Here is a 23603-nt window from a genome sequence, read left to right as displayed (position 1 = left end):
GGGCGTACAACCGCATGGCCTCCGGGGTGGCCGCCTCGGAGGTCATCCAACGTCCCGAACAATAAAGCACTTTTTCGACAGACAATTCCTGTGCTTGTCACAGGAATCTAGCCAGCCCAAGTCCTTGGGCTGAGAGCGAATCTTTTCGCCGCGCAGACGCGCGTCAGCTGGATTCCTGTGACAAGCACAGGAATGAGGGCGTGGGGACGCTCCTACCCGGAAACATCACGGATCTTACGCCGCCTCAACCGAAAGCGCTTCCGCATAATACCGTGCCTTCTGCCGCTCCTCCGCAATGGCCAGCTTGCGCACGGCATGCAGCAGTTCGAACAACGTTTCGGAGCCGCTCACGTCACGGAAATGCGCCAGCAATTCGGCCGAGACGGAGGCCGCGGCCTCCGAAAGCTGCGAGCGGGCGGCGCGGCGCCACATCAGCGTCGCTTCGATGAAAACGTCGACCACATCACCCGAAAGACCGATCGACTGGAACAGGGCCTTCAGCGCATGCGGTCGCCCGGTGGCCAGAATGGCGCGCACCTTGCGGTCATCGAGACCGGAAAGATTGACCATCGCCGCCGTGAAGAACTCCAGCCGCCCCGAACAGACGGCATGGATGAGCAACGCCGGCGTCAGTTCCAGCCGCTGGCGCAGATGTTCCACCAGCGCCGGCAGTTCCGGTGAAGAAACACCGGCAGCGATGAGGATGGTGGCGGCATCCTCCGCTTCGCGGAAAAGACTGTCGGCACGGTTGCGCGCAATCATCGCATGAACCAGCGCGGAGCCCGCAAGCGCCTCGCTGATACGGCCCATCAACAGGTGACGCGCATCGGCAGGCAAGGCGTCACGACGAAGCAGGAGGTCGCGGATATCGGCATCCGAGCCGTGACGCTCGGCAATGCGCCGCAGCGAAAACGGTGTGATGAAGGCGCCGTCATTTTCGAGCAGGATGAGAGTTTCCGGCAGATCGCCGACTTCGGCGAGTGCGGCGCAGACACCGCGCGGCAGGCCCGGCCTTGCGGCGATGAGGGAGCGCGTCAGGCTTTCGCCGCGCCCGGCCAGATCAACCAGATCGGCCTCACCGAGAACCGGCGAACGGGCAATCACCGTGCAGGCGATTTCCGGCTGGTCTTCGGCAAGCGAAACGAGAATGGCGCGCGGCGCATCATGGGCATCCGCCAGCGCCTCGGCAAGCGCCAGCCGCACACGCGGCGAAGGATCATCGAGAAGATAGGTCATCGCCATATAGGCGGCATCGCGGTTTTCCCGCGCCATGTCGGACTGCAGATAGGCACGGCCGAGCGCATTGGCGGCTTTTGCCCGCTCGCCCGATCCAGCCTTTTCAGACCAGCGAAGAAATGCCTGTACGATCACCTGAGCCTCGAAACACATTCATACAATGGATGACGGCATCATCGCCGCCACCATGTATAAAACTCTAGGCGCAAATGGTTTACGTTTGGTTCACCATAAAATTTAACCCTTGCCGGCGAAGGATTATACTGATGGCGCAGCAGAGGGGCGCTGCAGCTGGAATACATCGCTGCCGCCATCGCAATAATCCATATAGCCCATGCGCGCCACGGGACGCGCAAGCCCCATGTCGATGCGGCCATCACGAATGATCGTCTCATCGATATGGATCGCCATGACCTGCCCGATCACCATCCACGAGTCGGATGGCTTTCCCTCGACATCCATCAGTTGCTGGATCTGCGTCACGCGGCACTCCAGAGCCGCTAGAGCCTCGCCCACATAGGGCGCATCCACAACCCGACCGGCAACGGCGGTGAGGCCTGCAAGCTGAAACTCATCCACATCATAAGCAACCGGCGCGGAAGACGCATTCATCCGGTCCACCAGATGGCGGCTGACGAGATTGGCGGTGAACACCCCGCTCTCCTCGACATTACGCAGGCTGTCCTTACGGCCGCTCGAGGAGAACATGACGAGCTTCGGCCGGTCCGAAATCGCGTTGAAGAAGGAATAGGGCGAGAGGTTCAGGACGCCCTCCCTGCCCTTCGAGCCGATCCAGCCGATCGGCCGCGGCGCAACGATCGCCTTGAACGGGTCATGCGGCAGGCCGTGCTGGTTGGTATCCGTGGTGTAGAACATCAGATGTCCCCGACCCAGGTGACGACGTCCGCCAATTCGGGGCGTGGTCGCTCCACCGGCGGGAATGTCGTCGAGCCGATGTGGATATAACCCGCGACCTTTTCTTCAGCGCTGACGCCGATCTCCGCAAGGAATGCCGGATCGAAAGCAAGCCATTCCGTCAGCCAGTTCGCCGCAAAACCATTGGCATTGGCCGCGAAGATGACGTTGAGGCACACGGCGCCGGCGGACATGACCTGCTCCCATTCGGGAATCTTGAAATGCGGTTTTGCGGTGCTGATGACGGCAATGACAACAGGCGCGCGGGTGAAGCGCGTACGCTCCGCTTCCTGCTGCTGCAGATCGAGATCGGGATTCTTCTCGAGCGCGATCCTGAGCGCCGTCTCGCCGAGACGCACCCGCTCCTCACCGCGATAAACCACGAAACGCCAGGGGGCGAGCTTGCCATGGTCGGGCACGCGCACGGCAAGGCGCAGGATTTCCTCGATTTCACCTTTCGAAGGTCCGGGTTCGCTGAGTTGCAGGGCCGGTATGGAGCGGCGAACCTTGAGATAATCGAGGAGCTTGATATCGCTGGTCATGGTCAAATATCTTCCATTCTGCTGTCATCGAGAAACTAGGGCCTTGAAATAGCCACGGCATTGGTTTTGAAGTGATCCGGGAAAATCAAGAAGTCAATCGGTATCGAAAATGTCGGCAATCAAAATCGCGGCACGTCTGGTCATTGCGTTCGCCGCGATCGGCGTTTTATCGCAGGCAGCCTTGTCGCAGGACGCCTTTAAGGATTTCAAGCAACTCGGCGGCACGCCGAAAATGCCGAAACTCAACGCTTTCACCGCCCCTTCCGCTCCCAACGCCCCGACAAGCACCGCCCGCGATATCGCCATGGAAGCCAAGCTGACGAGCGAAGGCGAAGCGGTGAAGGAAGGCCTCTCCTGGCGCGTCTTCAGCCCCATTCCAGGCGCGGACGGCAAGTTGCCGATGCTGGCAAGCTCAGAGGGCGGCTCGGCGGAATTCCATCTGGTGCCGGGCGAATATTTCGTCAACGTCGCCTTCGGCCGTGCGGGTGTCACCAAGAAGCTCAATGTCCCGGCCTCCGGCAATGTCCAGAAACAGGTACTGATCCTCGATGCCGGCGGTTTCGTGCTGAACGCCGTTGCCGGCTCCGACAAGCAGATTTCCGGCAACCAGCTGAAATTCTCCGTCTATTCCTCCGATGCGCGACCGGATGGCGAGCGCGGTCTCGTGATGGCCGACATCAAGCCCAACACCATCGTGCGGCTGAATGCCGGCACCTATCACGTGGTTTCGGAATACGGCAACGTCAACGCCGTGGTGCGTGCCGATATCCAGGTCGAAGCCGGCAAGCTGACTGAAGCGACGCTGCAGCATCAGGCGGCGCAGATCACCCTCAAGCTCGTTTCCGAAGAGGGCGGCGAAGCCATTGCCGATACGGCCTGGTCGGTGTTGAACGGCGGCGGCGACGTGGTCAATGAAAGCGTAAGCGCCTTTTCGACCATGGTGCTGGCCGAAGGCGAATATACCGCCATCGCCCGCAACAAGGACAAGGTCTTCCAGCGCAATTTCAAGGTCACGTCCGGCCGGGATTCGGATGTGGAAGTGCTGATGAAGGACCAGGCGCCGGAAGACATGACCGGGGATTTCGAGTAGCCGACATTGCACATTCATCGTCTCGTCGGAGGCGAGTTATGCGGAGGGACCCACCACCCTCCACGTCATCCTCGGGCTTGACCCGAGGATCCATTCCCCCGCCAGACTGTGGATCCTCGGGTCAAGCCCGAGGATGACTTCAGAGAGCTTTAAGCGTCCCTCACCCCGCAAACAAAAACGGCCCCCAAAGGGGCCGTAACTGTTATCAGGCAACCTGCTTCTTCGCCGCAAGCTTGCGCTTGACATCCGGCGGCGTCGCCTCGTCCACGAGGCTTGTAATCGCCTCCTCGAGCGACATCGACGTCTGGTTCTGCGAACCGAGACGGCGGATGTTGACGGTGCGCTCTTCCGCTTCCTTGCGGCCGCAGACGATGATGACCGGAACCTTGGTCACCGAATGCTCGCGGACCTTGTAGTTGATCTTCTCGTTGCGGAAGTCGGTCTCAACCGCCATGCCCGCCTCGCGCAGCGCTTCGGCAACCTCACGACCGTAATCATCCGCATCCGAGGTGATGGTGGCGACGACGACCTGAAGCGGTGCGAACCAGAGCGGCATGTGGCCGGCGAAGTTCTCGATGAGAATGCCGAGGAAGCGTTCCATGGAGCCGCAGATGGCGCGATGGATCATCACCGGCTGCGTCTTTTCGGAATTATGGTCGATATAGAAGGCGCCGAAGCGTTCCGGCAGATTGAAGTCCACCTGCGTCGTGCCGCATTGCCACTCACGGCCGATGGCGTCCTTCAGCGTATATTCGAACTTCGGCCCGTAAAACGCGCCCTCACCCGGCAGGATGCCCGTCTTGATGCGGCCTTCGGACTGTTCCTCGATGGTCTTCAGAACCTCCAGCATCACGCTTTCGGCGCGATCCCAGAGATCGTCTGAACCGACGCGCTTTTCCGGGCGCGTGGAGAGCTTGACGACGACTTCGCTGAAGCCGAAATCCTCGTAGACCGAGAGGATCAGGTCGTTGATGCGCAGGCATTCCGCCGCCATCTGTTCTTCCGTGCAGAAGACATGCGCATCGTCCTGCGTGAAACCGCGAACACGCATCAGGCCATGCAATGCGCCGGAGGCCTCATAACGATGCACGGTGCCAAATTCCGCAAGACGGACAGGCATTTCGCGGTAAGACTTCAAGCCATGCTTGAAGATCTGGACGTGACCGGGGCAGTTCATCGGCTTGAGCGCAAACACACGCTGATCCGCTTCCTCGTCATCGGGATGGGTAAAGGCATGGGCGGATTTCACCGCGAACATGTTTTCCTGATACCAGCCCCAGTGACCGGAGGTTTCCCACAGCGACTTGTCCAGCACCTGCGGCGCGTTGACTTCCTGATAGGTATTGGCGAGCCGCCGGCGCATATAGGCCGTCAGCGTCTGGAACATGCGCCAGCCCTTGCCGTGCCAGAACACCACGCCCGGCCCCTCTTCCTGGAAATGGAACAGGTCCATTTCACGGCCGAGGCGGCGATGGTCGCGCTTTTCAGCTTCGGCCAGAACGTGCAGGTAATTGTCCAGCTCTTCCTGGGTCGCCCAGGCGGTGCCATAGATGCGCGACAGCATCGCATTGTTGCTGTCACCGCGCCAATAGGCGCCCGCCACCTTCATCAGCTTGAAGGCCGTGCCGATCTGCCCCGTGGAGGCCATATGCGGGCCACGGCAGAGATCGAACCAGTCGCCCTGATAATAGATCTTCAGGTCCTGGCCTGCCGGGATCGCGTCCACGAGTTCGACCTTGTAGTTCTCGCCCTTGGCGGCGAAGACTTCCTTGGCCTTTTCGCGCGACCAGATTTCGCGGGTAAACGGCTTGTTGCGCAGGATGATTTCCTTCATCCGCTTTTCGATCTTCGGCAGATCTTCCGGCGTGAAGGGCTCGTTCTTGGCGAAGTCGTAATAAAAGCCGTTTTCGATGACCGGACCGATCGTCACCTGCGTGCCGGGCCACAGTTCCTGCACGGCCTCAGCCATCACGTGCGCGGCATCGTGGCGGATGAGCTCCAGCGCACGGCCGTCTTCACGCGTGACGATCTCGATTTTGCCATCGGTGATGGTCTCGGACAAATCGCGCACGGTGCCGTCAAGCGCAATGGCGACGGCCTTCTTGGCAAGCGATTTGGAGATGGATTCGGCGACCTCACGGCCGGTCGTGCCGGCGGGGTAGCTGCGCACGGATCCATCGGGAAATGTAAGGGAAATGGCTTCAGACATCGTCTCGTGCTCCTGTCCAGTCCCGCCAACGAATGCGGGTGGTGTTGGAATAATGATTTGCCCGCGATAAGCGAACAGGCAGGCTGATAAAGGCTTTTGCCATTCCAGTCAAAGGTGAAGGGCAGGTCAGCGAAGCATTTCCGCGAGACCATTGACCGTATTGGCGTTGCGGGTCGTGCCGATACCAAGCCTTTTGGTGGTCAGGACCGACAGCAGCCGGCTCTCGCTCGGTTTCCCCTGAAAATCGATCCACAGGTCACCGCCGACCACGGCAACCTCTTCCCGCTGACGAGACTTGTCAAATAATCCAAGAACGCTCCCGTCCAGCGGCTTCCGCATGACCCGAACGCAGACGTCAGGTGGATTGCCATGCGGAAACGGATTGTCCGCCGCCAGCTTCAGCCAGTCGCCGCCCGAACGAACGAGAATATCGACATGTTTGCCGAAACGGGCCTCAAAGGCGCGCTCCAGCCTGTCCTCGATCTCGCGAACAGGTGCCGCCTCAGTGCGAAAAACCAGATTTCCTGTCGCCACAAGCGTCCTGCATTCTGCAAATCCCAGCTCTTCCGCCAGCGCCCTGAGATCGGCCATGATGAGCCGCTTGCCGGGGCCAAGCACGATGCTGTGCAGCAGGGCCACATAGTCATTCATCGATTTCGGCTCCAGTAACGCCACGGCATCCACCAGCGTTTGCTGCCATCGAGTTCTTCCGGCACCGGGTCCAGCCCGCTGGTGCCGCCAGGGCCGCAGCGCGCCACACGAAACAGCGTCATCCAGCCGCCAGCCCAGAGCCCATGGCGGGCAATCGCCTCATAGCCATATTCGGAACAGGTCGGGATGTGGCGGCAGGAATTACCAACGAAACCTGACAGTGTGAGCTGATACAGCCTGATGAAGCCGACGCCGAAAAGCCGTCCCGGTGTCCTTGCGAAGCTGCCCGCCCAGTTGCGGGATCGCCCGGTTTTCACCGCTGTCTGCTGGTGCCGGCAGCCCGGTTCGCCGCACATCAGTTAACCCGCGACGTTGAGAGCCGGCCGGCCTTCGATCTGATCGAGCGCATCGACCACCGCCTCAAAGGTCAGCATGGTGGACGCGTGGCGCGCCTTGAAATCCCTGACCGGCAAAAGCACCCGCATGTCCGCAAAACGGCCCGTCGGTCCCTCACCGTCCTGTTTCAGCATGGCGAGCATATCTTCCCGCGCCTGCCGGATTTCGCCGGTGGAAGCCCCAACGATGTGATGCGCCATGATGGAGGCCGAGGCCTGCCCCAGTGCGCATGCACGGACTTCATGCGCAAACGCCGTCACTATGCCGTCTTCGACCTTCAGATAGACCTTGAGTTTAGAGCCGCATAACCGCGAGTGTTTTTCGGCACTGGCATCGGCATCCTCGAGAATTCCCGTCAGTGGAATATTCCCGGCAAATTCCAGAATGCGATTATTGTAGATATCGTCCATCGAAAGTGTCCGGCGCGCTCAATAATGCCCAAAACGGGACAGGTCAGATTTTTCAAACACAGCGTTTGTCGCAGTGAAGCTTTCCTGCCCTTCATTCTCATTATATGCTAACGAGCTTTCTGGACATCAAGCCGTGATCAAATTAACGGCTCCGATACCGAAAAAACAGCATCGGCCTTGCCAAAATGCTGTAAAACAACCAGATAGCAGCAGCTGCGAACATGGGTTCGCGATGAAAAACGAATTCAGGTGCGGCCTTTACCCGCATCGGGAGAGACGGAATGGATGCGATCGTGAAGAATTTCCCCGGCGCTGGCGCAAAACCAGACGTGGCCGAAGCTCGCCCAAGCCAGGCCGAAGCGGAAGAAGCCGTGCGCGTTCTCCTGCGCTGGGCAGGAGAAAATCCCGCCCGCGAAGGACTTCTGGATACGCCCAAGCGCGTCGCCAAGGCCTATCGCGAGCTTTTTGCCGGTTATGAGCTGAATGTTCAGGACGTGCTTGGCACGACCTTCGAGGAAGTCGGCGGTTATGACGATGTGGTGCTGGTGCGCGACATCCCGTTCTTCTCCCATTGCGAGCACCATATGGTGCCGATCGTCGGCAAGGCGCATGTCGCCTATCTTCCGGCCGGCCGCGTGCTTGGCCTGTCGAAGATCGCCCGCGTCGTCGAAATCTTCGGCCGCCGCCTGCAGACGCAGGAAAACATGACCGCGCAGATCGCAAGATCGATCGAAGAAACGCTGAAACCGCGTGGCGTTGCCGTCATGATCGACGCCGAACATATGTGCATGTCCATGCGCGGCGTAAACAAGCAAGGGTCCACGACGCTGACCACCAGCTTCACCGGCACGTTCAAGAACGACCCGGCCGAGCAGGTACGCTTCATGACCATGGTGCGGAACCGCTGAACATCGGACCGGAAAGTGTAGCGCGGGTTTCCTGAAACCCGCTGCCCAGACAAATTTTGGAGTGGCGGACTGATTGCATTGTCTCCGCCGCTCTGAAACCTTCCGCTTTTCTCCCGGGGTCGCCATGTCCATTTCGTTTCCGTCCGCGCCTGCGGACAAGGAAGTGCTCGAAAACGCAGGTCTCTTTTCGCCGAAATTCGATGCTCACGGCCTCGTCACCGCCGTGGTTACCGATGCACGCGACGGCGAATTGCTGATGGTCGCACACATGAATGCGGAAGCCCTGTCGCTGACGCTCGAAACCGGCATCGCGCATTATTACAGCCGTTCCCGCGACAAGATCTGGAAGAAGGGCGAAACCTCCGGCAACCTGCAGACGGTGAAGGAATTCCGCACCGATTGCGATCAGGACGCCGTATGGCTGAAGGTCTCCGTCGCCGGCCATGATGCGACCTGCCACACGGGCCGCCGCTCGTGCTTTTATCGCACCGTCGAGCTCTCCAGCGGCGATGCTGTGACGAAGATTACCGACGACACCCGCCATTTCGATCCGGCCACCACCTATTCCGACACATAAACGGCCACCTTCCATCGGCCGCACCAATTTGCTACCAATATAACGGGCTCCAGGGATTTGGGGGGAGCCCGAAGGAACTGGCAGGGAGTGCGGTCATGTTGGGATGGGGAAATCGTCACAATAATCTTGCGGCTGGAAATCCCGAAGCCACCGGCAATGAGCCGCCCGTCACCCAGATCGTCGATACGCGCAGAATTGCGCTCGCCCTTGGCGGCGGGGCGGCCCGCGGCTGGGCCCATATCGGCGTGCTGCGGGCGCTGGACGAAGCGGGCGTGAAGATCGGCATGATCGCCGGCACCTCGATTGGTGCCCTTGTGGGCGGTTGTTATCTCGCCGGCAAGCTCGATGAGCTGGAGGAATTCGCCCGGTCGCTGACGATGCGCCGCATTGCCGGACTGCTCGACCTGACGATCGGCGGCGGTGGCCTCTTTGGCGGCATGCGGCTGACCAAGCGCATGCAGGAGCATCTGGAAGGCCTGCGTGTCGAAAACCTCGACCATCCCTTCATTGCCGTCGCCACGGAACTGCGCACCGGCCACGAGGTCTGGATCCATCAGGGCGATCTCGTCACGGCGCTGCGCTCCTCCTATGCGCTGCCGGGCATTTTCGAACCCGTGCTGTGTAACGGTCGCACCCTGATTGACGGCGCGCTCGTCAATCCCGTGCCCGTTTCCGTCTGCCGGGCCTATGAGCAGGCGCTGGTCGTTGCCGTCAACCTCAATTACGATCTCTTCGGCCGTTCCGCCGTGGTCAAGCACGCGGCCTCACCGCATGGCGGCGGCACGCCACCTGTGGAAACGGCGCCGCGTCCCGGCCTGCCGGGCGTCATGGTGCAGGCCTTCAACATCATCCAGGACAGGATTTCGCGCTCGCGCCTGGCGGGCGATCCGCCCGATCTGATGCTGCATCCGCGCATCAACGATATCGGCCTCTCGGAATTCCATCGCGCCAGCGAAGCCATCGACCGGGGATATGAGGAGACGCGCGCGCGTATTCCGGAACTCGAGCGCATGCAGCAGGCATTCCGGCGCTAAGGGCGACACTCCCACGCCCCGTCCCTCGTTCCTGTGCTTGTCACAGGAATCCAGCCAGCCCAAGTCCTTGGGCTGAAAGGACTCTTCCCCGCCGCGCAGACGCGCGTCGACTGGATTCCTGTGACAAGCACAGGAATGAGGGAGCGAGGCACTTGGCCCCTCAACTCCCCCGTGGAAATGCCACGCTAGAACGCACCTCCCATTACAAAGGCCTCACCCGGCAATATAGGCCTTGATGTGCTCAGCCTCGGCCTCGATCTCACCAATCCGCGCCTTCACCACGTCACCGATGGAGATGATGCCGGCAAGGCGGCCGTTCTCTTCAACCGGAACATGGCGGAAACGTCCGCCGGTCATGATTTCCATCAGCTCATCGGTGGTAGAATTGTGATGACAGCGGATGACGTTCTTGGTCATGGCCACCGACACGGATTGCTGGAGGGAAGCGGCACCCTGGCCCGCCACGGCCTTTACCAGATCGCGTTCCGTGAAGATGCCGAGAACCACGCCATCGCCATCGGTTATAACGACGGAACCGATCTTGTGCGCATGCAGCGTTCCCGCCGCCTCGCCGATGCTGACCTCCGGCCCTACAGTCACGACGTCCCGGCCCTTGCGGTCGAGAAGATCCTTTACGAATGTTGGCATGCCTTCCTCCTCTTTTCAGCGATACGCAGCGCCGCAGTCTCCCCCGGCGGTTGCAAATCATGGGATATGGTGCGCTGAGGTCCGCATGAATGCAATCCCGGATGGGACGTGCGAAAGCAAATTTGCGCCACGGCCGACAAGGAGCGTGATCGGCTCAGACCAGTTGCCGATCGAAAAGCCCGAAGAACAGGAAGCCGAGCAGAAAGCCGAAGACATGTGCGTCCCAGGCGATTTCACCGCCGACATCGCCGAACAGCGGCACGCCGACCGCAATCAGCACATTGCCGAACAGCCACATCAGCGTGAAGATCAGCACCGTGCGGTTGGAAAGCGCCCCAACAATGCTCTGACGCGGCATCAGATGACCGAAGGAGGCGCTATATCCGCCCCGCGCGGGGAAAGCGAAGCGGCAGGCCGCCCCCATCAACGCCGAAACCACACCGGACGCCCCGATCAGCACCGTTACATCCCCCCAGTTCAGCGCGGCATGGCCAAAGGCGGAAACGGCGGCGGAAATGCACCATAACAGCACGAAGCGCACCGTTCCGATCCGGCGCAGAACCGGCGCGCCGAAGGCCATCAGCCACAATCCGTTAAAGAGAATGTGCTCGATGCCGCCATGCAGGAAAGAATAGGTTACCGGAGTCCAGAGCCATTCCAGCCCCTGCTGGGAAAACGGCACGGCATAACGCAGCGGAATGAAGCCGAAGGTGAAGATGAACCAGCCATTGCCTTCCTCCGAAAGAAGATAGGCGGGAATGACATAAGCGACAATCAGCGCGGCCAGGATGCCGACCAGCAGCGATGGCAGGTTGAAGACGGGATTGTTCGTGTCGTCTTTCGGCTCCGGCGTTTCCGAAACCGGCGGCTGTTCGCCGTCCCCGTAGGACATGATGCCATCCCTGTCTGATCGAATTTTGCGTTCCCCGAGCAATATAGGAAGCCCGGACGAAAAAAAAGCCGTACCGCCTTCCAAGTGCACGACGCCAGAACCGCAACCGGTGAAGGCGCCGGGCCAGGAGCGGTCCGGCTTGCAGGCCCGCCGTAAATGAACGGGCGGCACCATCGAATTGTGCTGACGGAGCTTTCCCCGACATGGCCGCACCGATGCCACGACTATCGTCATCGGGCAATATCAACCCTTTGTTAACCTTAACAAATCCACTTGGCACGAAAATCGCTACACCTCCAGATACAGACGTTCGGATGGACATGATGTCCCAAAAACGAACATGGAGAGATGCTATGAAGAGCATGGCCGGACTGAACATATATGCCTATTGGGATGAACTGCGCGGCAAGCGATCGGCCCCGCGACGCGAGGATCTCGATCCTGCCAAGCTGAAACATCACCTCGGCGATCTTTTTATCCTCACGGACAAGGGAGAAAACACCCCGTTCTTCCGCCTTGCCGGTACTCGCCTTTGTGATCTGTTCGGCCGGGAATTGCGGGATCGCCCGTTTTCGGAATTGTGGCAGCCGGCAAATGCCGTCTTCCCCTGCCGCGTCGCGCGCGGCATCCTGCACCACCAGTTGCCCGTGGTCTTCGATGTCGAGGCGGAGGACAACTATGGCGCTGAGCCGCTGGCATTCGAAATGCTGCTCCTGCCGCTGCGCACCGATCCCGACGCCACTCCAAGGCTGCTTGGAGCGCTGCTTGCCGAACGGCCACGACCCGAATTCGCCGCGCCCATCCAGTGCCTGTCCATGAAAAGCAGCCGCCTGCTGCGCCTGGACATCGCGCCGGCAGGGTATCAGGTGAATGAGGGGGCCGCCGATACACCGCGCGCCGAAAGCTGCTGACGGACCTGTTCCAACGCTCCCAGCGCCTCCGGGAGAGGTCCGACCGCACCGAAATCTCAAAAAAATACGTCAGAACTGTAACGATATTGCCGATCAGAAAAATTGTAGAGATTAAACAATACAGTCTGTTAACTCGCGCAGGGTAGAAACTTACCGTCATCATTCATTACAATTGCGCTGCCCATGTTTTCGTCCCGTTCGGTCAACACTGCCCAAATCCTGCGTCCGGTTGAGGAAGCTCACCTCGATGACGCCGTCCGTGTGTCCTTCACCGGCCGCCTGATGTTGCCCGACCATGAGGAATATGATTGCACCGCGACCGAAATGACCGCCGAAAGGGCGCAGTTCACCTGCTCGGGCATTGCCCGTCAGGGTGATCGCGTCATCGCCTATCTTCAGCATATCGGCCGGATAGAAGGCACGGTGACATCGCTCACCGCATCGGGCTTCCTCATCGCCATCAACGCGCCGGAGCGCAAGCGGGAGAAACTCGCCGCGCAGCTCGCCTGGATCGCCAAGCGCCAATTGCTCGGCCTGCCGGAAGACCGCCGCCACGACCGCCTGACGCCGCGTAACGCCAAGGCACAGCTCGTTCTGGAAGACGGCGTGCTCGTCGCCTGCCGGCTGATCGACCTTTCCCTGTCGGGTGCCGCCATCGAGATCGAAAACCGGCCGCCGCTCGGAAGCCGGGTCCAGCTCGGCAAGAACATGAGCGGCAAGATCGTGCGCCATTTCATGGAAGGCGTCGCGGTCGAATTCGACCGGGTTCAGTCGCCCGACGCGCTGATTGAATTTCTCTAAGTAGTTCCACCCGGACACGGCAGGTTTTGCGCCCGTAAGAATGCGTGCAGCATTTTCGGCGCGTTTTGCGCTCGCCCCAATCGCATAATTGCGAAGATTCCCGGATGGCGCCTTGGCAGACTATGCTTTGTCTTCGACCGTATCGGGGTCACCAGTCGCTCCTGGCGTCAGGTGCTTTTTCTCACTTCTCGCGACCGAACTTCCATTTCATACCCTGACGCCTACGGCACGCGGCAGATCGACCTGGATCCACCATAGTCGGTAAAAAGGATGAGCGCGGCGGAACCTGTTGCGCCTTTGGCCAGATCATCAACGGCACGAAAAACGCTCCGCAAAACATTTTTCCCAGAAAAAATGCAGTTTTTTTGAAGTTTTTTTGTCGCCTTTTCCGGCCTGTCCCAGCCTGAAACAGCCATCCCAAAACGGGAAATCCACCTCTTCGTCGAGCGCCGCGAACCGGCCGCGCGTGGCCACGGAAACCGCAGGACGCGGAAAATCGCTGTCAATACAGCGGCCTAGATGGCTACCAAAAGCCTAAAGCCCGGATGCGTAAAATTGTAATAAAATTTGCTTCAAACACGCGTAAAAACTAGTTCGAATACAGTTCAAAACAACGGCTAATTTGCTGAAATTTAAGCTCAAATTGCGCTTCGCAAATTTCCGCCGGGTCAAAATATACCTGCGAATGTCTCCTCACCACGGGGAGACAAGCAATGAACAAGAACAACCGTTTCGTTTTCACTCTGATCGCATTCATCGTCAGCGCCTTCGCGCATCAGGCAAGCGCTTCGCCGGCCGCCGTCATGCGCGTCATCGGCAAGGCCAACCCGCCGATCGGCCACTATGAATTCTGCCAGACCTATCAGAGCGAATGCCAGCCGACCTCGCTGGACAACGGCCCGATGAAGCTGACCGAAGAGCGCTGGAAGACGATGCTCGACGTCAACTACACCGTCAACACCACCATCACGCCGATGACCGACATGGAAATCTATGGCGTCGAAGAGCGCTGGGCCTATCCCACCACGGTCGGCGATTGCGAAGACTTCGTGCTCCTGAAGCGCAAGATGCTGATGAACAAGGGCTTCTCCGCCTCCAACCTCTTGATCACCGTGGTTCTGCAGCCGAATGGCGAAGGCCATGCCGTTCTGACCGTCCGCACCGATCGTGGCGATTTCGTTCTCGACAACATGCGCAACAAGGTCATGAACTGGTCGGAAACCGAATATACCTACCTGAAGCGCCAGGACACCGCCAATCCCGGCCGCTGGGTGAAAATCCAGGATGGCCGCGCCACCACAGCGGTTGGCGGCATCAACTGACCCAATAACCGACCCGTCTCCCCAAATGAAAAAGCCGGCTCCGCAAGGGGTCGGCTTTTTTTTGGATTGCTGAAAGCAGCCCGACACTCCACGTCATCCTCGGTCCTGTGCCGAGGATCTAATCCCGTTGAGTAAAATCAAGACGTCGCAGATGCTCGGGACAGGCCCGAGCATGACGACGGAAGGGTTCCGGAATTCGCAGCCACCCCTTATCTGGAGCCGCGGAACACCTGCCGTCCCGTTGCGCCTGATCCGCTACTCTTCAGAGCAGCCCAAGCTCCGCCAGTTCGCGCCTGAGATCGGAAGGCATGTCCTCGCCGCCCGTGCCGCCGCCGAGATCGCGGGGCGCCTCGTCGTCCTTCAGGTAACGCCAGCCCTGAAACGGGCGCTTCGGCGCCGGTGAGGTTTCGATGACCTCCGGGCCGAGAATGAGATCGCAGCGGGAAATGCCGTCTTCGCCCTTGAAGGAGCGGATATCGAGAAGTTTCTGCCGCGCCTGCACCTGTCCCTTGATGACCCAATAGAGCGAACCGCCCTCGAGCAATTCCTCGACACGTTTCGGGATCATCCGGGTGGTGTGGACGCTGTGCGGCTCGAGGCCCGTGGCAATTGCGGTCAGCGCGCGATGCGCGACCCAGTCTCTCAAGTCCTGGATTGAATCCGCGCCGACGCAAAGTTTGATGAGATGTAGAGGCATGGTTCTATCAATGCCTTTTTGCGGCGGGCGTCAAGCATGGCGACCATGCTCGACGCCCTGCCCGCTCAGCACTCCACAACGTTCACGGCAAGGCCGCCGGTGGAGGTTTCCTTGTATTTCTCGCTCATGTCGTTGCCGGTCTGGCGCATCGTCTCGATACAGGCATCGAGTGGCACGAAATGCTGGCCGTCGCCCTTCAGCGCCAGCGAGGCCGCCGTTACCGCTTTCACCGCGCCCATGGCATTACGTTCGATGCACGGCACCTGCACAAGCCCGGCAATCGGGTCGCAGGTCATGCCGAGATGATGTTCGAGCGCGATCTCGGCGGCATTTTCCACCTGTTCCGGCGATCCGCCCATGACCGCGGCAAGGCCCGCCGCCGCCATGGCGGAAGCCGAACCCACCTCGCCCTGACAGCCCACTTCCGCGCCTGAAATCGAGGCATTGTGCTTGATGATGCCGCCGATGGCGGCCGCCGTCAGCAAGAAGTCGCGCACGTCGTCGACGCTCGCATCCTCATGGAAATGCCGGAAATATCTGACGGTCGCCGGAACGACACCTGCCGCACCATTGGTCGGCGCGGTGACCACGCGGCCGCCGGCGGCGTTTTCCTCGTTCACGGCCATGGCGTAGACGCTCAGCCAGTCATTGGCCATAACAGGGTTCAACCGGTTGCTGCGCCATTCCGCATTCAGCTTCTCGTAAATGGAGCGGGCGCGGCGGCGCACCTTCAGGCCGCCGGGCATGATGCCGTCCACCTTCAGCCCGCGCTCGATGCAGCCGTTCATCGCCTCCCATATCTGGTCGAGACGCTCGTTCAGCTCCTCGCGGGAAACCACCGTCTCCTCATTGGCGCGCTTCATTTGGGCGATGGTGCGGCCGGAACGGGCCGCCATATCCAGCATTTCCCGCGCGGAGGCGAAGGGATAAGGCACGCGCGGACCGTTATCGATGGTCTTGCCGCGCTGCTTGATCGCCTCCAGCTCCGTATCGGTCACGACGAAACCGCCGCCGACGGAATAATAGATGCGCTTGATGAGCAGCCTGCCCTGATTGTCGAAGGCGGAAAAGGTCATGCCGTTGGCATGGCCGGGCAGCGGGTTTTTCTTGTCGAAGACCAGATCTTCGGCCGGGCGGAACAGATAGGACGGATGGCCGGGCGGCGTCACGGTGCCGGCCTTTTCCACCGTCTCGATAATGGCGTCCATCGCATCGGGGTCGACAATATCCGGTCGTTCGCCGGTGAGGCCGAGAATGACCGCACGCCCGGTGCCGTGGCCGATACCGGTAAAGGCAAGAGAACCATGCAGGCTGACCTTCAGCTGCGCAACGGCTGCGCCCGCCGGACGCGGCCACTCATCGCTGAGGATCAGCGCCAGAAAGCGGTTGGCCGCCGTCATCGGCCCCATCGTATGGGAGCTCGAAGGACCGATACCGATCTTGAAGACGTCAAAGACCGAAAGAAACATGAAGTTCGTCCTGAATAAGAATGGATTCCACCACCATCATATCCAAAGCCGAAGCGGATCGCCACAAAAGAGCGTCAGCGGTTTGCGCAGCTGCGACATAATTGCCTTCAAACGAAAACAGCACGGTTTCCGAAGGAAAACCGCGCCGTTTCAAAACCCGTCATTCAGGAGAGATGCTTATGGGCTGCCAAAAATGTACGTCAATGCGAGAAAAGCGGCAAAGCCTGCAAGTGCGCGCAAGGTGACGCCCCAGCAGGATTTCTGAGCGGTTTCTTCCATGATTACTCCAGCTATTCACTCTCCGGGGGATCTTCAAGACCCGGCCCGTTGAGGCAAGCATTTATTAAAATCTGGTGGCGAACGCAAATGCAAAAAGCGGCTAAATGAAGGCGTTTTCGACGGGCTGCCATTCGCCCCGTGCATAGGTATGTGAAAAAACAAGGTGTTAGCGCGAGGCGTGAAATGGCACCGTTTTGGGCTTCGCCGCAATTTAGGCTAAAGTGTAACCGTTATTTAAAGGTTATGCACAAACGCATGTTGAAAACCCTCACGGCGGAACACCTTACAGTCGAATTTTTTCCGCGGAAGTGCCGAGCCTTGAAAGCCCGCCAGTGCTGCTTTATCGACGAGGGCAACGACAACGATGCGAGTCTTCCCATGCAGCAGGCATCCTCATTCCCTGATAGCGAAACGGTCGCATCGAAACTCACTTCGCTTGCAAGCGAGGATAAAGCCTGGGTGCTGCTGTTGATGGAAAACGCCCTGCAGGACGAAAACCTGCTGGCCGGCCTCAATCTTTATCTCGACCAGCAGACCAACGCCCGTTTCCTCAACAGTCTGAAGCTGGAAACGACCGGCGAATGGCTTGGCGGCAATGCCCCTGCCCGGCTGCAGATCCGCATCACGGAAACCGCAAAAGCGAGCCAGCACCCCGCTTTTCTCGCCTTCCGCAAGGGACTGACGGCATCGGCCGGTCTTGAAAAGGCCTATCCCAAGGCACCGATCTGATCCTTCAGGTTAATCCGGCACCCTGTCGACAACGGCGATGATCGGCCCCATTGGAAACAGCTGGTCCCGCCTTTTCATTGCGGGAATATCGACGCTGGATATCGTGCCGTCGAGATAGAGCGCATTCGGCGCATCCAGCACATCCCTGAACAGCGTGGCGAAATCGTAAAAGCGCACGGTGTTTTCCGAAATGGCGAAATGCACCATGCCGTCGCGGGAGATGCCGACACCGTTGCGCCGTTTCAGACTGTCGCTATCGGGCAGAAAACGCGGATGCAGCTTGCCATCGATGACCAGCATCGGCCCGGATTGGGTGGCGAAATCCGGTTTCGGGTCCGCCGCCAGATAGGCCTGCGTTTCCAGCACGCCGGCCGCGGCCCCCTTCAGATAAAACACGCCATTGGGCAGAAGATGAAAATTGCCCCAGCCGCCGCCGGTGCTGATCGGCGAGCGTTCGATACCGTTTTCGATGAAGAGGCCGACGGGGGAATAGTCCGAATGGTACATGCCGCCATTCATGGCGAAGACGCTGAACATGTGCTGCCGCCACAAGGCCGATGAGAGAGCGGCGAAGGAGCCATATCCCTGGCCGGAGACATGATCGCGGTCGTAAATCCGGATGGTGCTTTTTGCCGGATCGAAACTGCAGACGGTATAACGACCGCCCGCATGGTCCATGATCCTGCAGAAATCCGCCTGCCCGCCGGCCTCGGCCGAAAACGGCAACAGCAATGGCAACAGCAGCTTCGCCAGTCTTTTCATCGATCCGTTCATGCCCGCCCCGCGATTCTCGTCGGGGCACATTCGCAGGAAAATTCGGTCAAAGAAAAGGCGTCACCCGTGTTTCAGGATGACGCCGCACCTTTAAGGGGAGATGTCGTCAGCGACGGGCGGCGCGGTCCACATTGCGGCCGGCATCCTGCGTCGCGTCGACGGCGTTCGCCGTGTCCCGGCCCATGCCGCGAATGGTGTTACCGCAGGAGCTCAGGGTGACAACGGTCAGCAAAGCCACGAAAACGGTCGAAAGAATACGTGTGATCATGTGAAACTACTCCCCTATGACTTGCCGTCCAAAGGCAAGCACCGATGTGATATGCGTCACAATAACGTTACGTCCCAAAAAACGGTTCCAGTGGCATTTCAAAAAATCCTGTCGATGAAAATTAACAGGGTTTTGAAGTTCCCGAGAGAAACTCAGCATCCGGGTCGTGGCTTAGGAAAATCCCGTGGGTGATATGACTGACATCAACAATCGACTTCTGGTGATGACGGCAGGCGGCGTGAACCCCAATGTCATGATCAATGCGCTGGCGGCCCGGTTTCCCGACATTCATGTTTTCATGGAGCAGCCGGAAAGCAAGTCGGTCATTTTCAAACGACGCGCGCGACGGCTCGGCTGGATTGTCGCGGCGGGCCAGATGGCGACGATGATCGCCTCACGGCTCGGCAAGCGCTTCACGGTTCGCAGAAGCAATGAGATCATCGCCGAACACGGTCTTTCTTCCGATCTCCACCACAGCCTTCCCGTCACCCGGTTCGCCTCGCTCAACGACGAGGAATGCCGCAAGGCCGCCAGCCTGCTGAAACCGGCGGCGATCTTCACCATTTCCTGCCGCCTGCTGACGCCACCCACGCTTCAGGCCCTGCAATGCCCGGTCATCAATTTCCATGCCGGCATCAATCCTGCCTATCGTGGCCAGATGGGCGGATACTGGGCGCTGGTGGAAAGGGACCGCGGCAATTTCGGCGCGACCGTGCATCTGGTCGACAAGGGCGTGGATACCGGCGCCACCCTCTACGAGAAGCGGCTGAAGCCATCCCCTTCCGACACGATCGCCACCTATCCGCTGCTTTTGACCGCCGCTTCGGTGGATATCGCCGTCAGCGCCATCGAGGACGCCCTTTCCGGCAGCCTCGCGCCGCAGCCGCCCTCACCCGGAAAATCTGTGCTGCGGTTCCCGCCGACCCTGTGGACATGGTTGTGGAACGGCCTGACGAAACGGATCTGGTGAAAGCGCGCTTCAGGGGGTTGCAGCCGAGCTTCGTCGCAGATGCAAGCCTGACTTGCCGCAACAGGCACAGACTTCGCCGCGAAATCGGTGCATGATAATAAAAAGGATCACGCACAAATTGCTCGATATTTCCGCCTCCATCATTCCGGCCTCCATCGAAGCCTCACCCGCGCAGGTGCTCGGCGCCACAGACCTTGCCGGCCTCTTTCCGCAGGGTGTCCGCGTCTATCTGACCGACACCGGCGCAGCCTCGCAGGAAAAACTCGTTGACGCCGCCAGACATCTGCGCGGCCTCGGTTACGAGCCGGTGCCGCATCTGGCGGCGCGGCGCGTCACGTCCAGCGCGGAGTTTGAGGAGCAGGTAAAGAGGCTGGCGGGCGAAGCGGGCGTAACGGATGTGCTGGCAGTCGGCGGCGGCGTCGACAGGCCTGCCGGTCCCTTCGCATCCAGCATGGACATGCTGTCATCAGGCATTTTCGACCGCTATGGCATAAAACAGATCGCCATTGCCGGTCATCCCGAGGGCAGCCCGGATTTCAGCGACGAGACGGCGATGGCCGCACTCCGGCTGAAACGCGATTTTGCGGAAAGAAGCGATGCGGTCCTGCGCATCGTCACCCAGTTCGGTTTCGACCCCGCCCGCTTCATCGCCTGGGCGGAGGGGCTTGCGGCATCAGGCATCGATTTACCGGTGCATATCGGCGTTTCCGGCCCGGCCAAGATCACGACGCTCTTGAAATATGCCGCGCTCTGCGGTGTCGGCAATTCCATCGCCTATCTCAAGAAGAACGCGCTTTCCCTGACGACGCTGGCGAAGGGCCATTCACCGGAAAGCATCGTCGGGCCGATCGAGCGGCACTGGCAGGCCAATCCGCAGGGACCGATACGGCAAATTCACGTCTTCCCCTTCGGCGGATTGCAGAATTCGGCGGACTGGCTGGTCAAACGCGGCAGCTGGCAAACCGGCGCAGCGGACCGTTCGGCATCGCCGGATTCAATGGCTGGCTAAAAGCCGCCATTCTAACGGCGTGACGGCCACGGCCGCCGCGCACCCCCAAGATCTCAGGCCGCCTTGGCGACTTCGACAAAAGCGTTTCGGATGCTTTCAGCCACGGCAAGAACAGGGCGGGACGCCTTGTCACCCATGATCAGGCGGATATCGAAACAGCCGAGTTCCGGCAGGCCTTCCTTATCGCCCAGAATGACCATATCGTTCTGCACATAGGACCGCGGCAGCGGGGCGATGGCCAGATCGGCAGCAATCGCCGCACGCTGCGCCATGGTATGGCCGCTGAGATAGGCCACGCGGAAATTGCGCCCGCGCTTTTCCAGCGAATGGATCGCTTCCGAGCGCCAGATGCAGCCCTCTTCCCAGATGGAGATCGGCAACGGATCGCGCAGATAGGCGGTGCCGCATTTGGCACCCGCCCAGACGAGGCGTTCACGCATCAGCACCTCGCCCGTATCCCGAAGCGGATGGGAGGCACAGTTGACGAGGGCGAGATCGAGCCTTTGCTCATCCATGCGCTTATAGAGATTGGAGCTGGAATCGATGGTGACGTCGATCATGATGCCGGGGAACGCCTCGGCAAAACGCTTGAGAATGCCCGGCAGCAGGCCACGCTCGCCAATATCCTCCGGCGCGCCGAGACGGACGACACCGGAAAGCTCGGGCATGACGAAACGCGACACGGCCTCGTTGGAGAGCGCGATCATGCGCCGCGCATAGGTCAGCAGCGTCTCCCCATGCGCCGTCAATGTCACGGAGCGGGCGTCACGCAGGAACAGCGTTGTCTTCAGCTGCTCTTCAAGCTTCTTGATCTGCATGGAAACGGCAGAGGGCGTTCTGAACACCACTTCCGCGGCGGTCGAGAAATTTCCCGTTTCCGCAATGGCGACGAAGGTTCTCAATATGTCGTTATCCAGCAACGGCAGCGGTTGGCGGAAAGTCACGGTCATGGCACGCACCTTCAAATATTTTGATTTATAGATGGATATCATTTCGTTTGATTGAATGTCAACAAGCGCGCACCATCCGGGACATCGATTGACGGGGCGGATTTAGCCTCGCCGGCAAGCACATACCTAAGTCGCAAACAGGATCGTGGTTCAGGAAAGGATCAAGACATGACCATGATACATTATCTCCCAGTGGCAAACCGTTCCTCGCAGCATCCGTCATCCAGCGGCTGGCTTCATCGCCTCTCCGACCACGTTGCCGCCCGTTACGCCGCATGGCGTCGCGAAAAAATGCTTCGTGCACTGGAGGCATTGCCGCCTGAAACATTGAAGGATATCGGATGGCCGACGACGGACAACAGCCGCATAAACGTCGCCCGCAGATGACATTCAACCGATGGCTCGCAACGTTTCTAGACGTGCGAGCCATCCCTGCCCGTCATTCGAATGGAAGGACAAGGGCGCAAAATAGCCTGCCTGTTTTGCATGCGACACGCCGCCTTTTTTAAAGGCTTGTCGCAAAATTTGCATATTTCAAAAGCGATTTTTTGACAGCCCCGATTCCACGGCGTATTTTTCGTTAAAGATGTCGTAAACAGGACATCCAGAAGACCAATTCCAAGAGAGGAATTGCGTATTCGCAACGGAGCACGGGCAAATGAGCAGGAACTCCCAGAAGAAACGCTCAATCGTCTTTTTTCTCATTCCGCAATTTACCATGCTGCCTTTCGCCGCAGCGGTTGAAACGCTTCGCATCGCCAACCGAATGTTGGGCTATCAAGCCTATGAGTGGCGCCTCGCCTCGCTCGATGGCCAGAAGGTCATGTCGTCGAGCGGCATCTGTCTTGAGGCCGATACCTGTCTTGCCGACGAAAGGCGCTACGTCAGTGGCGAAAATCGCCCGGAAATGGCGATCATCTGTTCGGGCATTGATGTGGACCAACACATCAACAAGTCTGTCAATGCCTGGCTGCGCGAAGCCTATAATCGCGGCATCGCCATCGGCAGCCTCTGTACCGCCGCCCATATTCTCGCACAGGCGGGCCTTTTGAACGGCAAGCGCTGCGCGATCCACTGGGAGAACCTTCCCGGTTTTTCCGAGGCCTTCCCGCAGGTGGAAGTTTATGCCGATCTCTTCGAAGTCGACAGCAACATCTATACCTGCGCCGGCGGCACGGCCTCGCTGGACATGATGCTGAGCCTGATCGGCCAGGATTTCGGCGAAAACCTCGTCAACCGCGTCTGCGAACAACAATTGACCGACCGGGTCCGCAGCCCGAACGACCGCCAGCGCCTGCCGCTGCGCGCGCGGCTTGGCGTACAGAACAGCAAGGTTCTGTCGATCATCGAATTGATGGAAGGCAATCTCGCCGAACCGCTGTCGCTGCTCGATATCGCCGATGCCGCCGATCTGTCACGCCGGCAGGTGGAGCGCCTTTTCCGTCAGGAAATGGGCCGCTCGCCCGCCCGTTATTACCTCGAAATCCGCCTCGACCGCGCCCGCCACCTGCTGGTGCAATCGGCCATGCCGGTGGTCGAAGTCGCCGTCGCCTGCGGTTTCGTGTCAGCTTCGCATTTTTCCAAGTGTTATCGCGAAATCTACAATCGCACGCCGCAGCAGGAGCGCGCCGAACGCAAGCTCTTGATCAGCGCCTCGCGCATGGCGATGGCGAGCCAGGCAGGCAAGGCCGCGCATTGAAGGCGAGTTGAAGGCCTCAAACGCGACAGAACTTGTCTCAGAGCAAAAACCTGTCCTCCGTCATGCCGGACTAGATCCGGCATCCAGCCACGGCGCGTCTGCGCCGTGAAAAGAGTCTCTCGCGATCAAGGACTTGATCGCGCTGGCAACTGTATTGGTGGATATTATTCTCAGGATGTTTTGAATGTGGTTTTGTCCCTGAGAATGGCGTTTGCGA

At 59.7% G+C, this 23603-nt stretch carries 28 protein-coding genes; 13 read left to right on the top strand and 15 right to left on the bottom strand.

Annotated elements, in window-relative coordinates; all coding sequences use genetic code 11:
• Positions 1-234: 234 nt before the first annotated feature.
• The 3 genes from ACIQUH_RS27150 to ACIQUH_RS27140 form a co-directional block, all read right to left on the bottom strand.
• Complete coding sequence (locus tag ACIQUH_RS27150; RefSeq protein ID WP_400821157.1) at positions 235-1389, bottom strand: DUF2336 domain-containing protein; 1155 nt, start codon at positions 1387-1389, stop codon at positions 235-237.
• A 105-nt stretch (positions 1390-1494) separates the two neighbouring features.
• The gene (locus tag ACIQUH_RS27145; RefSeq protein WP_400821155.1) at positions 1495-2112 is read right to left on the bottom strand and encodes a flavin reductase family protein; all 618 of its coding nucleotides are present in this window, start codon (positions 2110-2112) and stop codon (positions 1495-1497) included.
• Entirely contained in the window at positions 2112-2693 is a 582-nt protein-coding gene (locus ACIQUH_RS27140) for a nitroreductase (protein ID WP_400821153.1), read from the bottom strand. The genes ACIQUH_RS27145 and ACIQUH_RS27140 overlap by 1 nt, the downstream gene beginning before the upstream one ends.
• A 109-nt stretch (positions 2694-2802) precedes the next feature.
• Here ACIQUH_RS27140 and ACIQUH_RS27135 point away from each other — a divergent pair, with 109 nt between their 5' ends.
• Positions 2803-3783: a hypothetical protein gene (locus tag ACIQUH_RS27135; protein ID WP_400821150.1), complete on the top strand. Its 981-nt coding sequence runs from the start codon at positions 2803-2805 to the stop codon at positions 3781-3783.
• A gap of 205 nt (positions 3784-3988) precedes the next feature.
• Here the strand turns inward: ACIQUH_RS27135 and thrS are convergent, their stop codons facing one another.
• The 4 genes from thrS to ACIQUH_RS27115 all read right to left on the bottom strand — a co-directional run bounded on the left by thrS (position 3989) and on the right by ACIQUH_RS27115 (position 7449).
• Positions 3989-5992 carry a threonine--tRNA ligase gene (gene thrS / locus ACIQUH_RS27130; RefSeq protein ID WP_400821148.1) on the bottom strand — a complete coding sequence of 668 codons (2004 nt, stop codon included), beginning with the start codon at positions 5990-5992 and terminating at the stop codon, positions 3989-3991.
• A gap of 126 nt (positions 5993-6118) precedes the next feature.
• Positions 6119-6643, bottom strand: coding sequence for a DUF1697 domain-containing protein (locus ACIQUH_RS27125; protein ID WP_400821145.1), 525 nt, complete (start codon positions 6641-6643; stop codon positions 6119-6121).
• Positions 6640-6999 carry a membrane protein insertion efficiency factor YidD gene (gene yidD / locus ACIQUH_RS27120; RefSeq protein WP_400821143.1) on the bottom strand — a complete coding sequence of 120 codons (360 nt, stop codon included), beginning with the start codon at positions 6997-6999 and terminating at the stop codon, positions 6640-6642. The genes ACIQUH_RS27125 and yidD overlap by 4 nt, the downstream gene beginning before the upstream one ends.
• Before the next feature lie 3 nt (positions 7000-7002).
• Entirely contained in the window at positions 7003-7449 is a 447-nt protein-coding gene (locus ACIQUH_RS27115; RefSeq protein ID WP_400821141.1) for an iron-sulfur cluster assembly scaffold protein, read from the bottom strand.
• Positions 7450-7730: 281 nt separating this feature from the next.
• On the opposite strand from ACIQUH_RS27115, the gene folE reads away from it, so the two are divergent.
• The 3 genes from folE to ACIQUH_RS27100 all read left to right on the top strand — a co-directional run bounded on the left by folE (position 7731) and on the right by ACIQUH_RS27100 (position 9968).
• Positions 7731-8357 (top strand): GTP cyclohydrolase I FolE, encoded by a 627-nt coding sequence (gene folE / locus ACIQUH_RS27110; RefSeq protein ID WP_003495569.1) that lies wholly within the window; start codon positions 7731-7733, stop codon positions 8355-8357.
• A 124-nt stretch (positions 8358-8481) separates the two neighbouring features.
• Positions 8482-8934: a phosphoribosyl-AMP cyclohydrolase gene (gene hisI / locus ACIQUH_RS27105; protein ID WP_400821139.1), complete on the top strand. Its 453-nt coding sequence runs from the start codon at positions 8482-8484 to the stop codon at positions 8932-8934.
• Between the two features lie 95 nt (positions 8935-9029).
• Positions 9030-9968 carry a patatin-like phospholipase family protein gene (locus ACIQUH_RS27100; protein ID WP_400821137.1) on the top strand — a complete coding sequence of 313 codons (939 nt, stop codon included), beginning with the start codon at positions 9030-9032 and terminating at the stop codon, positions 9966-9968.
• 213 nt (positions 9969-10181) lie between these two features.
• On the opposite strand, the gene ACIQUH_RS27095 is transcribed toward ACIQUH_RS27100, so the two are convergent.
• Both ACIQUH_RS27095 and ACIQUH_RS27090 read right to left on the bottom strand, forming a co-directional pair.
• Positions 10182-10616, bottom strand: coding sequence for a CBS domain-containing protein (locus ACIQUH_RS27095; RefSeq protein ID WP_400821135.1), 435 nt, complete (start codon positions 10614-10616; stop codon positions 10182-10184).
• A 154-nt stretch (positions 10617-10770) separates the two neighbouring features.
• Entirely contained in the window at positions 10771-11508 is a 738-nt protein-coding gene (locus ACIQUH_RS27090) for a rhomboid family intramembrane serine protease (protein WP_400821132.1), read from the bottom strand.
• Positions 11509-11861: 353 nt separating this feature from the next.
• On the opposite strand from ACIQUH_RS27090, the gene ACIQUH_RS27085 reads away from it, so the two are divergent.
• Both ACIQUH_RS27085 and ACIQUH_RS27080 read left to right on the top strand, forming a co-directional pair.
• Entirely contained in the window at positions 11862-12419 is a 558-nt protein-coding gene (locus ACIQUH_RS27085) for a PAS domain-containing protein (protein ID WP_400821129.1), read from the top strand.
• Positions 12420-12602: 183 nt separating this feature from the next.
• On the top strand, positions 12603-13220 hold the full coding sequence (locus ACIQUH_RS27080; RefSeq protein WP_400821127.1) for a PilZ domain-containing protein: 618 nt from the start codon (positions 12603-12605) through the stop codon (positions 13218-13220).
• A 221-nt stretch (positions 13221-13441) separates the two neighbouring features.
• Here ACIQUH_RS27080 and ACIQUH_RS27075 read toward each other — a convergent pair whose 3' ends face one another.
• Positions 13442-13726 (bottom strand): hypothetical protein, encoded by a 285-nt coding sequence (locus ACIQUH_RS27075; protein ID WP_400821125.1) that lies wholly within the window; start codon positions 13724-13726, stop codon positions 13442-13444.
• A gap of 207 nt (positions 13727-13933) precedes the next feature.
• Between ACIQUH_RS27075 and ACIQUH_RS27070 the strand changes: the two genes are divergently transcribed.
• Positions 13934-14542, top strand: a complete 609-nt coding sequence (locus ACIQUH_RS27070; RefSeq protein ID WP_003523403.1) for a transglutaminase-like cysteine peptidase — start codon at positions 13934-13936, stop codon at positions 14540-14542.
• A gap of 262 nt (positions 14543-14804) precedes the next feature.
• Here the strand turns inward: ACIQUH_RS27070 and ACIQUH_RS27065 are convergent, their stop codons facing one another.
• Both ACIQUH_RS27065 and ACIQUH_RS27060 read right to left on the bottom strand, forming a co-directional pair.
• Positions 14805-15239 (bottom strand): DUF1489 family protein, encoded by a 435-nt coding sequence (locus ACIQUH_RS27065; RefSeq protein WP_400821122.1) that lies wholly within the window; start codon positions 15237-15239, stop codon positions 14805-14807.
• A gap of 65 nt (positions 15240-15304) precedes the next feature.
• Positions 15305-16708 (bottom strand): L-serine ammonia-lyase, encoded by a 1404-nt coding sequence (locus ACIQUH_RS27060; protein ID WP_400821120.1) that lies wholly within the window; start codon positions 16706-16708, stop codon positions 15305-15307.
• Between ACIQUH_RS27060 and ACIQUH_RS27055 the strand changes: the two genes are divergently transcribed.
• Both ACIQUH_RS27055 and ACIQUH_RS27050 read left to right on the top strand, forming a co-directional pair.
• Positions 16707-16973, top strand: coding sequence for a hypothetical protein (locus tag ACIQUH_RS27055; RefSeq protein WP_400821118.1), 267 nt, complete (start codon positions 16707-16709; stop codon positions 16971-16973). The two genes, ACIQUH_RS27060 and ACIQUH_RS27055, sit on opposite strands and share 2 nt — an antisense overlap.
• Positions 16974-17365: 392 nt before the next feature.
• Positions 17366-17716: a hypothetical protein gene (locus ACIQUH_RS27050; protein WP_400821116.1), complete on the top strand. Its 351-nt coding sequence runs from the start codon at positions 17366-17368 to the stop codon at positions 17714-17716.
• A 9-nt stretch (positions 17717-17725) separates the two neighbouring features.
• Here the strand turns inward: ACIQUH_RS27050 and ACIQUH_RS27045 are convergent, their stop codons facing one another.
• Together ACIQUH_RS27045 and ACIQUH_RS27040 are read right to left on the bottom strand one after the other, a co-directional pair.
• Complete coding sequence (locus ACIQUH_RS27045) at positions 17726-18478, bottom strand: phosphodiester glycosidase family protein (protein WP_400821114.1); 753 nt, start codon at positions 18476-18478, stop codon at positions 17726-17728.
• A 118-nt stretch (positions 18479-18596) separates the two neighbouring features.
• Entirely contained in the window at positions 18597-18758 is a 162-nt protein-coding gene (locus tag ACIQUH_RS27040; RefSeq protein ID WP_003495552.1) for an entericidin A/B family lipoprotein, read from the bottom strand.
• 193 nt (positions 18759-18951) lie between these two features.
• Between ACIQUH_RS27040 and ACIQUH_RS27035 the strand changes: the two genes are divergently transcribed.
• Entirely contained in the window at positions 18952-19728 is a 777-nt protein-coding gene (locus ACIQUH_RS27035; protein WP_400821159.1) for a formyl transferase, read from the top strand.
• Between the two features lie 91 nt (positions 19729-19819).
• Complete coding sequence (locus ACIQUH_RS27030) at positions 19820-20737, top strand: methylenetetrahydrofolate reductase (RefSeq protein WP_400821111.1); 918 nt, start codon at positions 19820-19822, stop codon at positions 20735-20737.
• Between the two features lie 53 nt (positions 20738-20790).
• Here ACIQUH_RS27030 and ACIQUH_RS27025 read toward each other — a convergent pair whose 3' ends face one another.
• On the bottom strand, positions 20791-21729 hold the full coding sequence (locus ACIQUH_RS27025; RefSeq protein ID WP_020810641.1) for a LysR family transcriptional regulator: 939 nt from the start codon (positions 21727-21729) through the stop codon (positions 20791-20793).
• 126 nt (positions 21730-21855) lie between these two features.
• Between ACIQUH_RS27025 and ACIQUH_RS27020 the strand changes: the two genes are divergently transcribed.
• Complete coding sequence (locus ACIQUH_RS27020) at positions 21856-22074, top strand: hypothetical protein (protein ID WP_400821109.1); 219 nt, start codon at positions 21856-21858, stop codon at positions 22072-22074.
• Positions 22075-22345: 271 nt separating this feature from the next.
• Positions 22346-23386 (top strand): GlxA family transcriptional regulator, encoded by a 1041-nt coding sequence (locus ACIQUH_RS27015; protein WP_279659061.1) that lies wholly within the window; start codon positions 22346-22348, stop codon positions 23384-23386.
• The last annotated feature ends 217 nt before the right edge of the window (positions 23387-23603 follow it).

The sequence above is a fragment of the Agrobacterium sp. NPDC090283 genome (assembly GCF_044769685.1).
GTDB lineage: Bacteria > Pseudomonadota > Alphaproteobacteria > Rhizobiales > Rhizobiaceae > Agrobacterium.
The sequence above is the reverse complement of the archived record's forward strand: the minus strand, read 5'-3'. Positions and strand labels throughout refer to the sequence as shown.

Excerpts from the sequence above, each read along its gene's own strand:
- ACIQUH_RS27135 (WP_400821150.1), top strand. The coding sequence starts at position 2,803 with ATGTCGGCAATCAAAATCGCGGCACGTCTGGTCATTGCGTTCGCCGCG.
- ACIQUH_RS27015 (WP_279659061.1), top strand. The coding sequence starts at position 22,346 with ATGAGCAGGAACTCCCAGAAGAAACGCTCAATCGTCTTTTTTCTCATT.
- yidD (WP_400821143.1), bottom strand. The coding sequence starts at position 6,999 with ATGTGCGGCGAACCGGGCTGCCGGCACCAGCAGACAGCGGTGAAAACC.
- folE (WP_003495569.1), top strand. The coding sequence starts at position 7,731 with ATGGATGCGATCGTGAAGAATTTCCCCGGCGCTGGCGCAAAACCAGAC.
- ACIQUH_RS27090 (WP_400821132.1), bottom strand. The coding sequence starts at position 11,508 with ATGTCCTACGGGGACGGCGAACAGCCGCCGGTTTCGGAAACGCCGGAG.
- ACIQUH_RS27100 (WP_400821137.1), top strand. The coding sequence starts at position 9,030 with ATGTTGGGATGGGGAAATCGTCACAATAATCTTGCGGCTGGAAATCCC.
- ACIQUH_RS27050 (WP_400821116.1), top strand. The coding sequence starts at position 17,366 with ATGCAGCAGGCATCCTCATTCCCTGATAGCGAAACGGTCGCATCGAAA.
- ACIQUH_RS27030 (WP_400821111.1), top strand. The coding sequence starts at position 19,820 with ATGATAATAAAAAGGATCACGCACAAATTGCTCGATATTTCCGCCTCC.
- ACIQUH_RS27070 (WP_003523403.1), top strand. The coding sequence starts at position 13,934 with ATGAACAAGAACAACCGTTTCGTTTTCACTCTGATCGCATTCATCGTC.
- thrS (WP_400821148.1), bottom strand. The coding sequence starts at position 5,992 with ATGTCTGAAGCCATTTCCCTTACATTTCCCGATGGATCCGTGCGCAGC.
- ACIQUH_RS27140 (WP_400821153.1), bottom strand. The coding sequence starts at position 2,693 with ATGACCAGCGATATCAAGCTCCTCGATTATCTCAAGGTTCGCCGCTCC.
- ACIQUH_RS27045 (WP_400821114.1), bottom strand. The coding sequence starts at position 18,478 with ATGAAAAGACTGGCGAAGCTGCTGTTGCCATTGCTGTTGCCGTTTTCG.
- ACIQUH_RS27145 (WP_400821155.1), bottom strand. The coding sequence starts at position 2,112 with ATGTTCTACACCACGGATACCAACCAGCACGGCCTGCCGCATGACCCG.
- ACIQUH_RS27040 (WP_003495552.1), bottom strand. The coding sequence starts at position 18,758 with ATGATCACACGTATTCTTTCGACCGTTTTCGTGGCTTTGCTGACCGTT.
- ACIQUH_RS27115 (WP_400821141.1), bottom strand. The coding sequence starts at position 7,449 with ATGGACGATATCTACAATAATCGCATTCTGGAATTTGCCGGGAATATT.
- ACIQUH_RS27080 (WP_400821127.1), top strand. The coding sequence starts at position 12,603 with ATGTTTTCGTCCCGTTCGGTCAACACTGCCCAAATCCTGCGTCCGGTT.
- ACIQUH_RS27025 (WP_020810641.1), bottom strand. The coding sequence starts at position 21,729 with ATGATATCCATCTATAAATCAAAATATTTGAAGGTGCGTGCCATGACC.
- ACIQUH_RS27125 (WP_400821145.1), bottom strand. The coding sequence starts at position 6,643 with ATGAATGACTATGTGGCCCTGCTGCACAGCATCGTGCTTGGCCCCGGC.
- ACIQUH_RS27060 (WP_400821120.1), bottom strand. The coding sequence starts at position 16,708 with ATGTTTCTTTCGGTCTTTGACGTCTTCAAGATCGGTATCGGTCCTTCG.
- ACIQUH_RS27150 (WP_400821157.1), bottom strand. The coding sequence starts at position 1,389 with ATGTGTTTCGAGGCTCAGGTGATCGTACAGGCATTTCTTCGCTGGTCT.
- ACIQUH_RS27095 (WP_400821135.1), bottom strand. The coding sequence starts at position 10,616 with ATGCCAACATTCGTAAAGGATCTTCTCGACCGCAAGGGCCGGGACGTC.
- ACIQUH_RS27065 (WP_400821122.1), bottom strand. The coding sequence starts at position 15,239 with ATGCCTCTACATCTCATCAAACTTTGCGTCGGCGCGGATTCAATCCAG.
- ACIQUH_RS27055 (WP_400821118.1), top strand. The coding sequence starts at position 16,707 with ATGAAGTTCGTCCTGAATAAGAATGGATTCCACCACCATCATATCCAA.
- ACIQUH_RS27020 (WP_400821109.1), top strand. The coding sequence starts at position 21,856 with ATGACCATGATACATTATCTCCCAGTGGCAAACCGTTCCTCGCAGCAT.
- ACIQUH_RS27085 (WP_400821129.1), top strand. The coding sequence starts at position 11,862 with ATGAAGAGCATGGCCGGACTGAACATATATGCCTATTGGGATGAACTG.
- hisI (WP_400821139.1), top strand. The coding sequence starts at position 8,482 with ATGTCCATTTCGTTTCCGTCCGCGCCTGCGGACAAGGAAGTGCTCGAA.
- ACIQUH_RS27035 (WP_400821159.1), top strand. The coding sequence starts at position 18,952 with ATGACTGACATCAACAATCGACTTCTGGTGATGACGGCAGGCGGCGTG.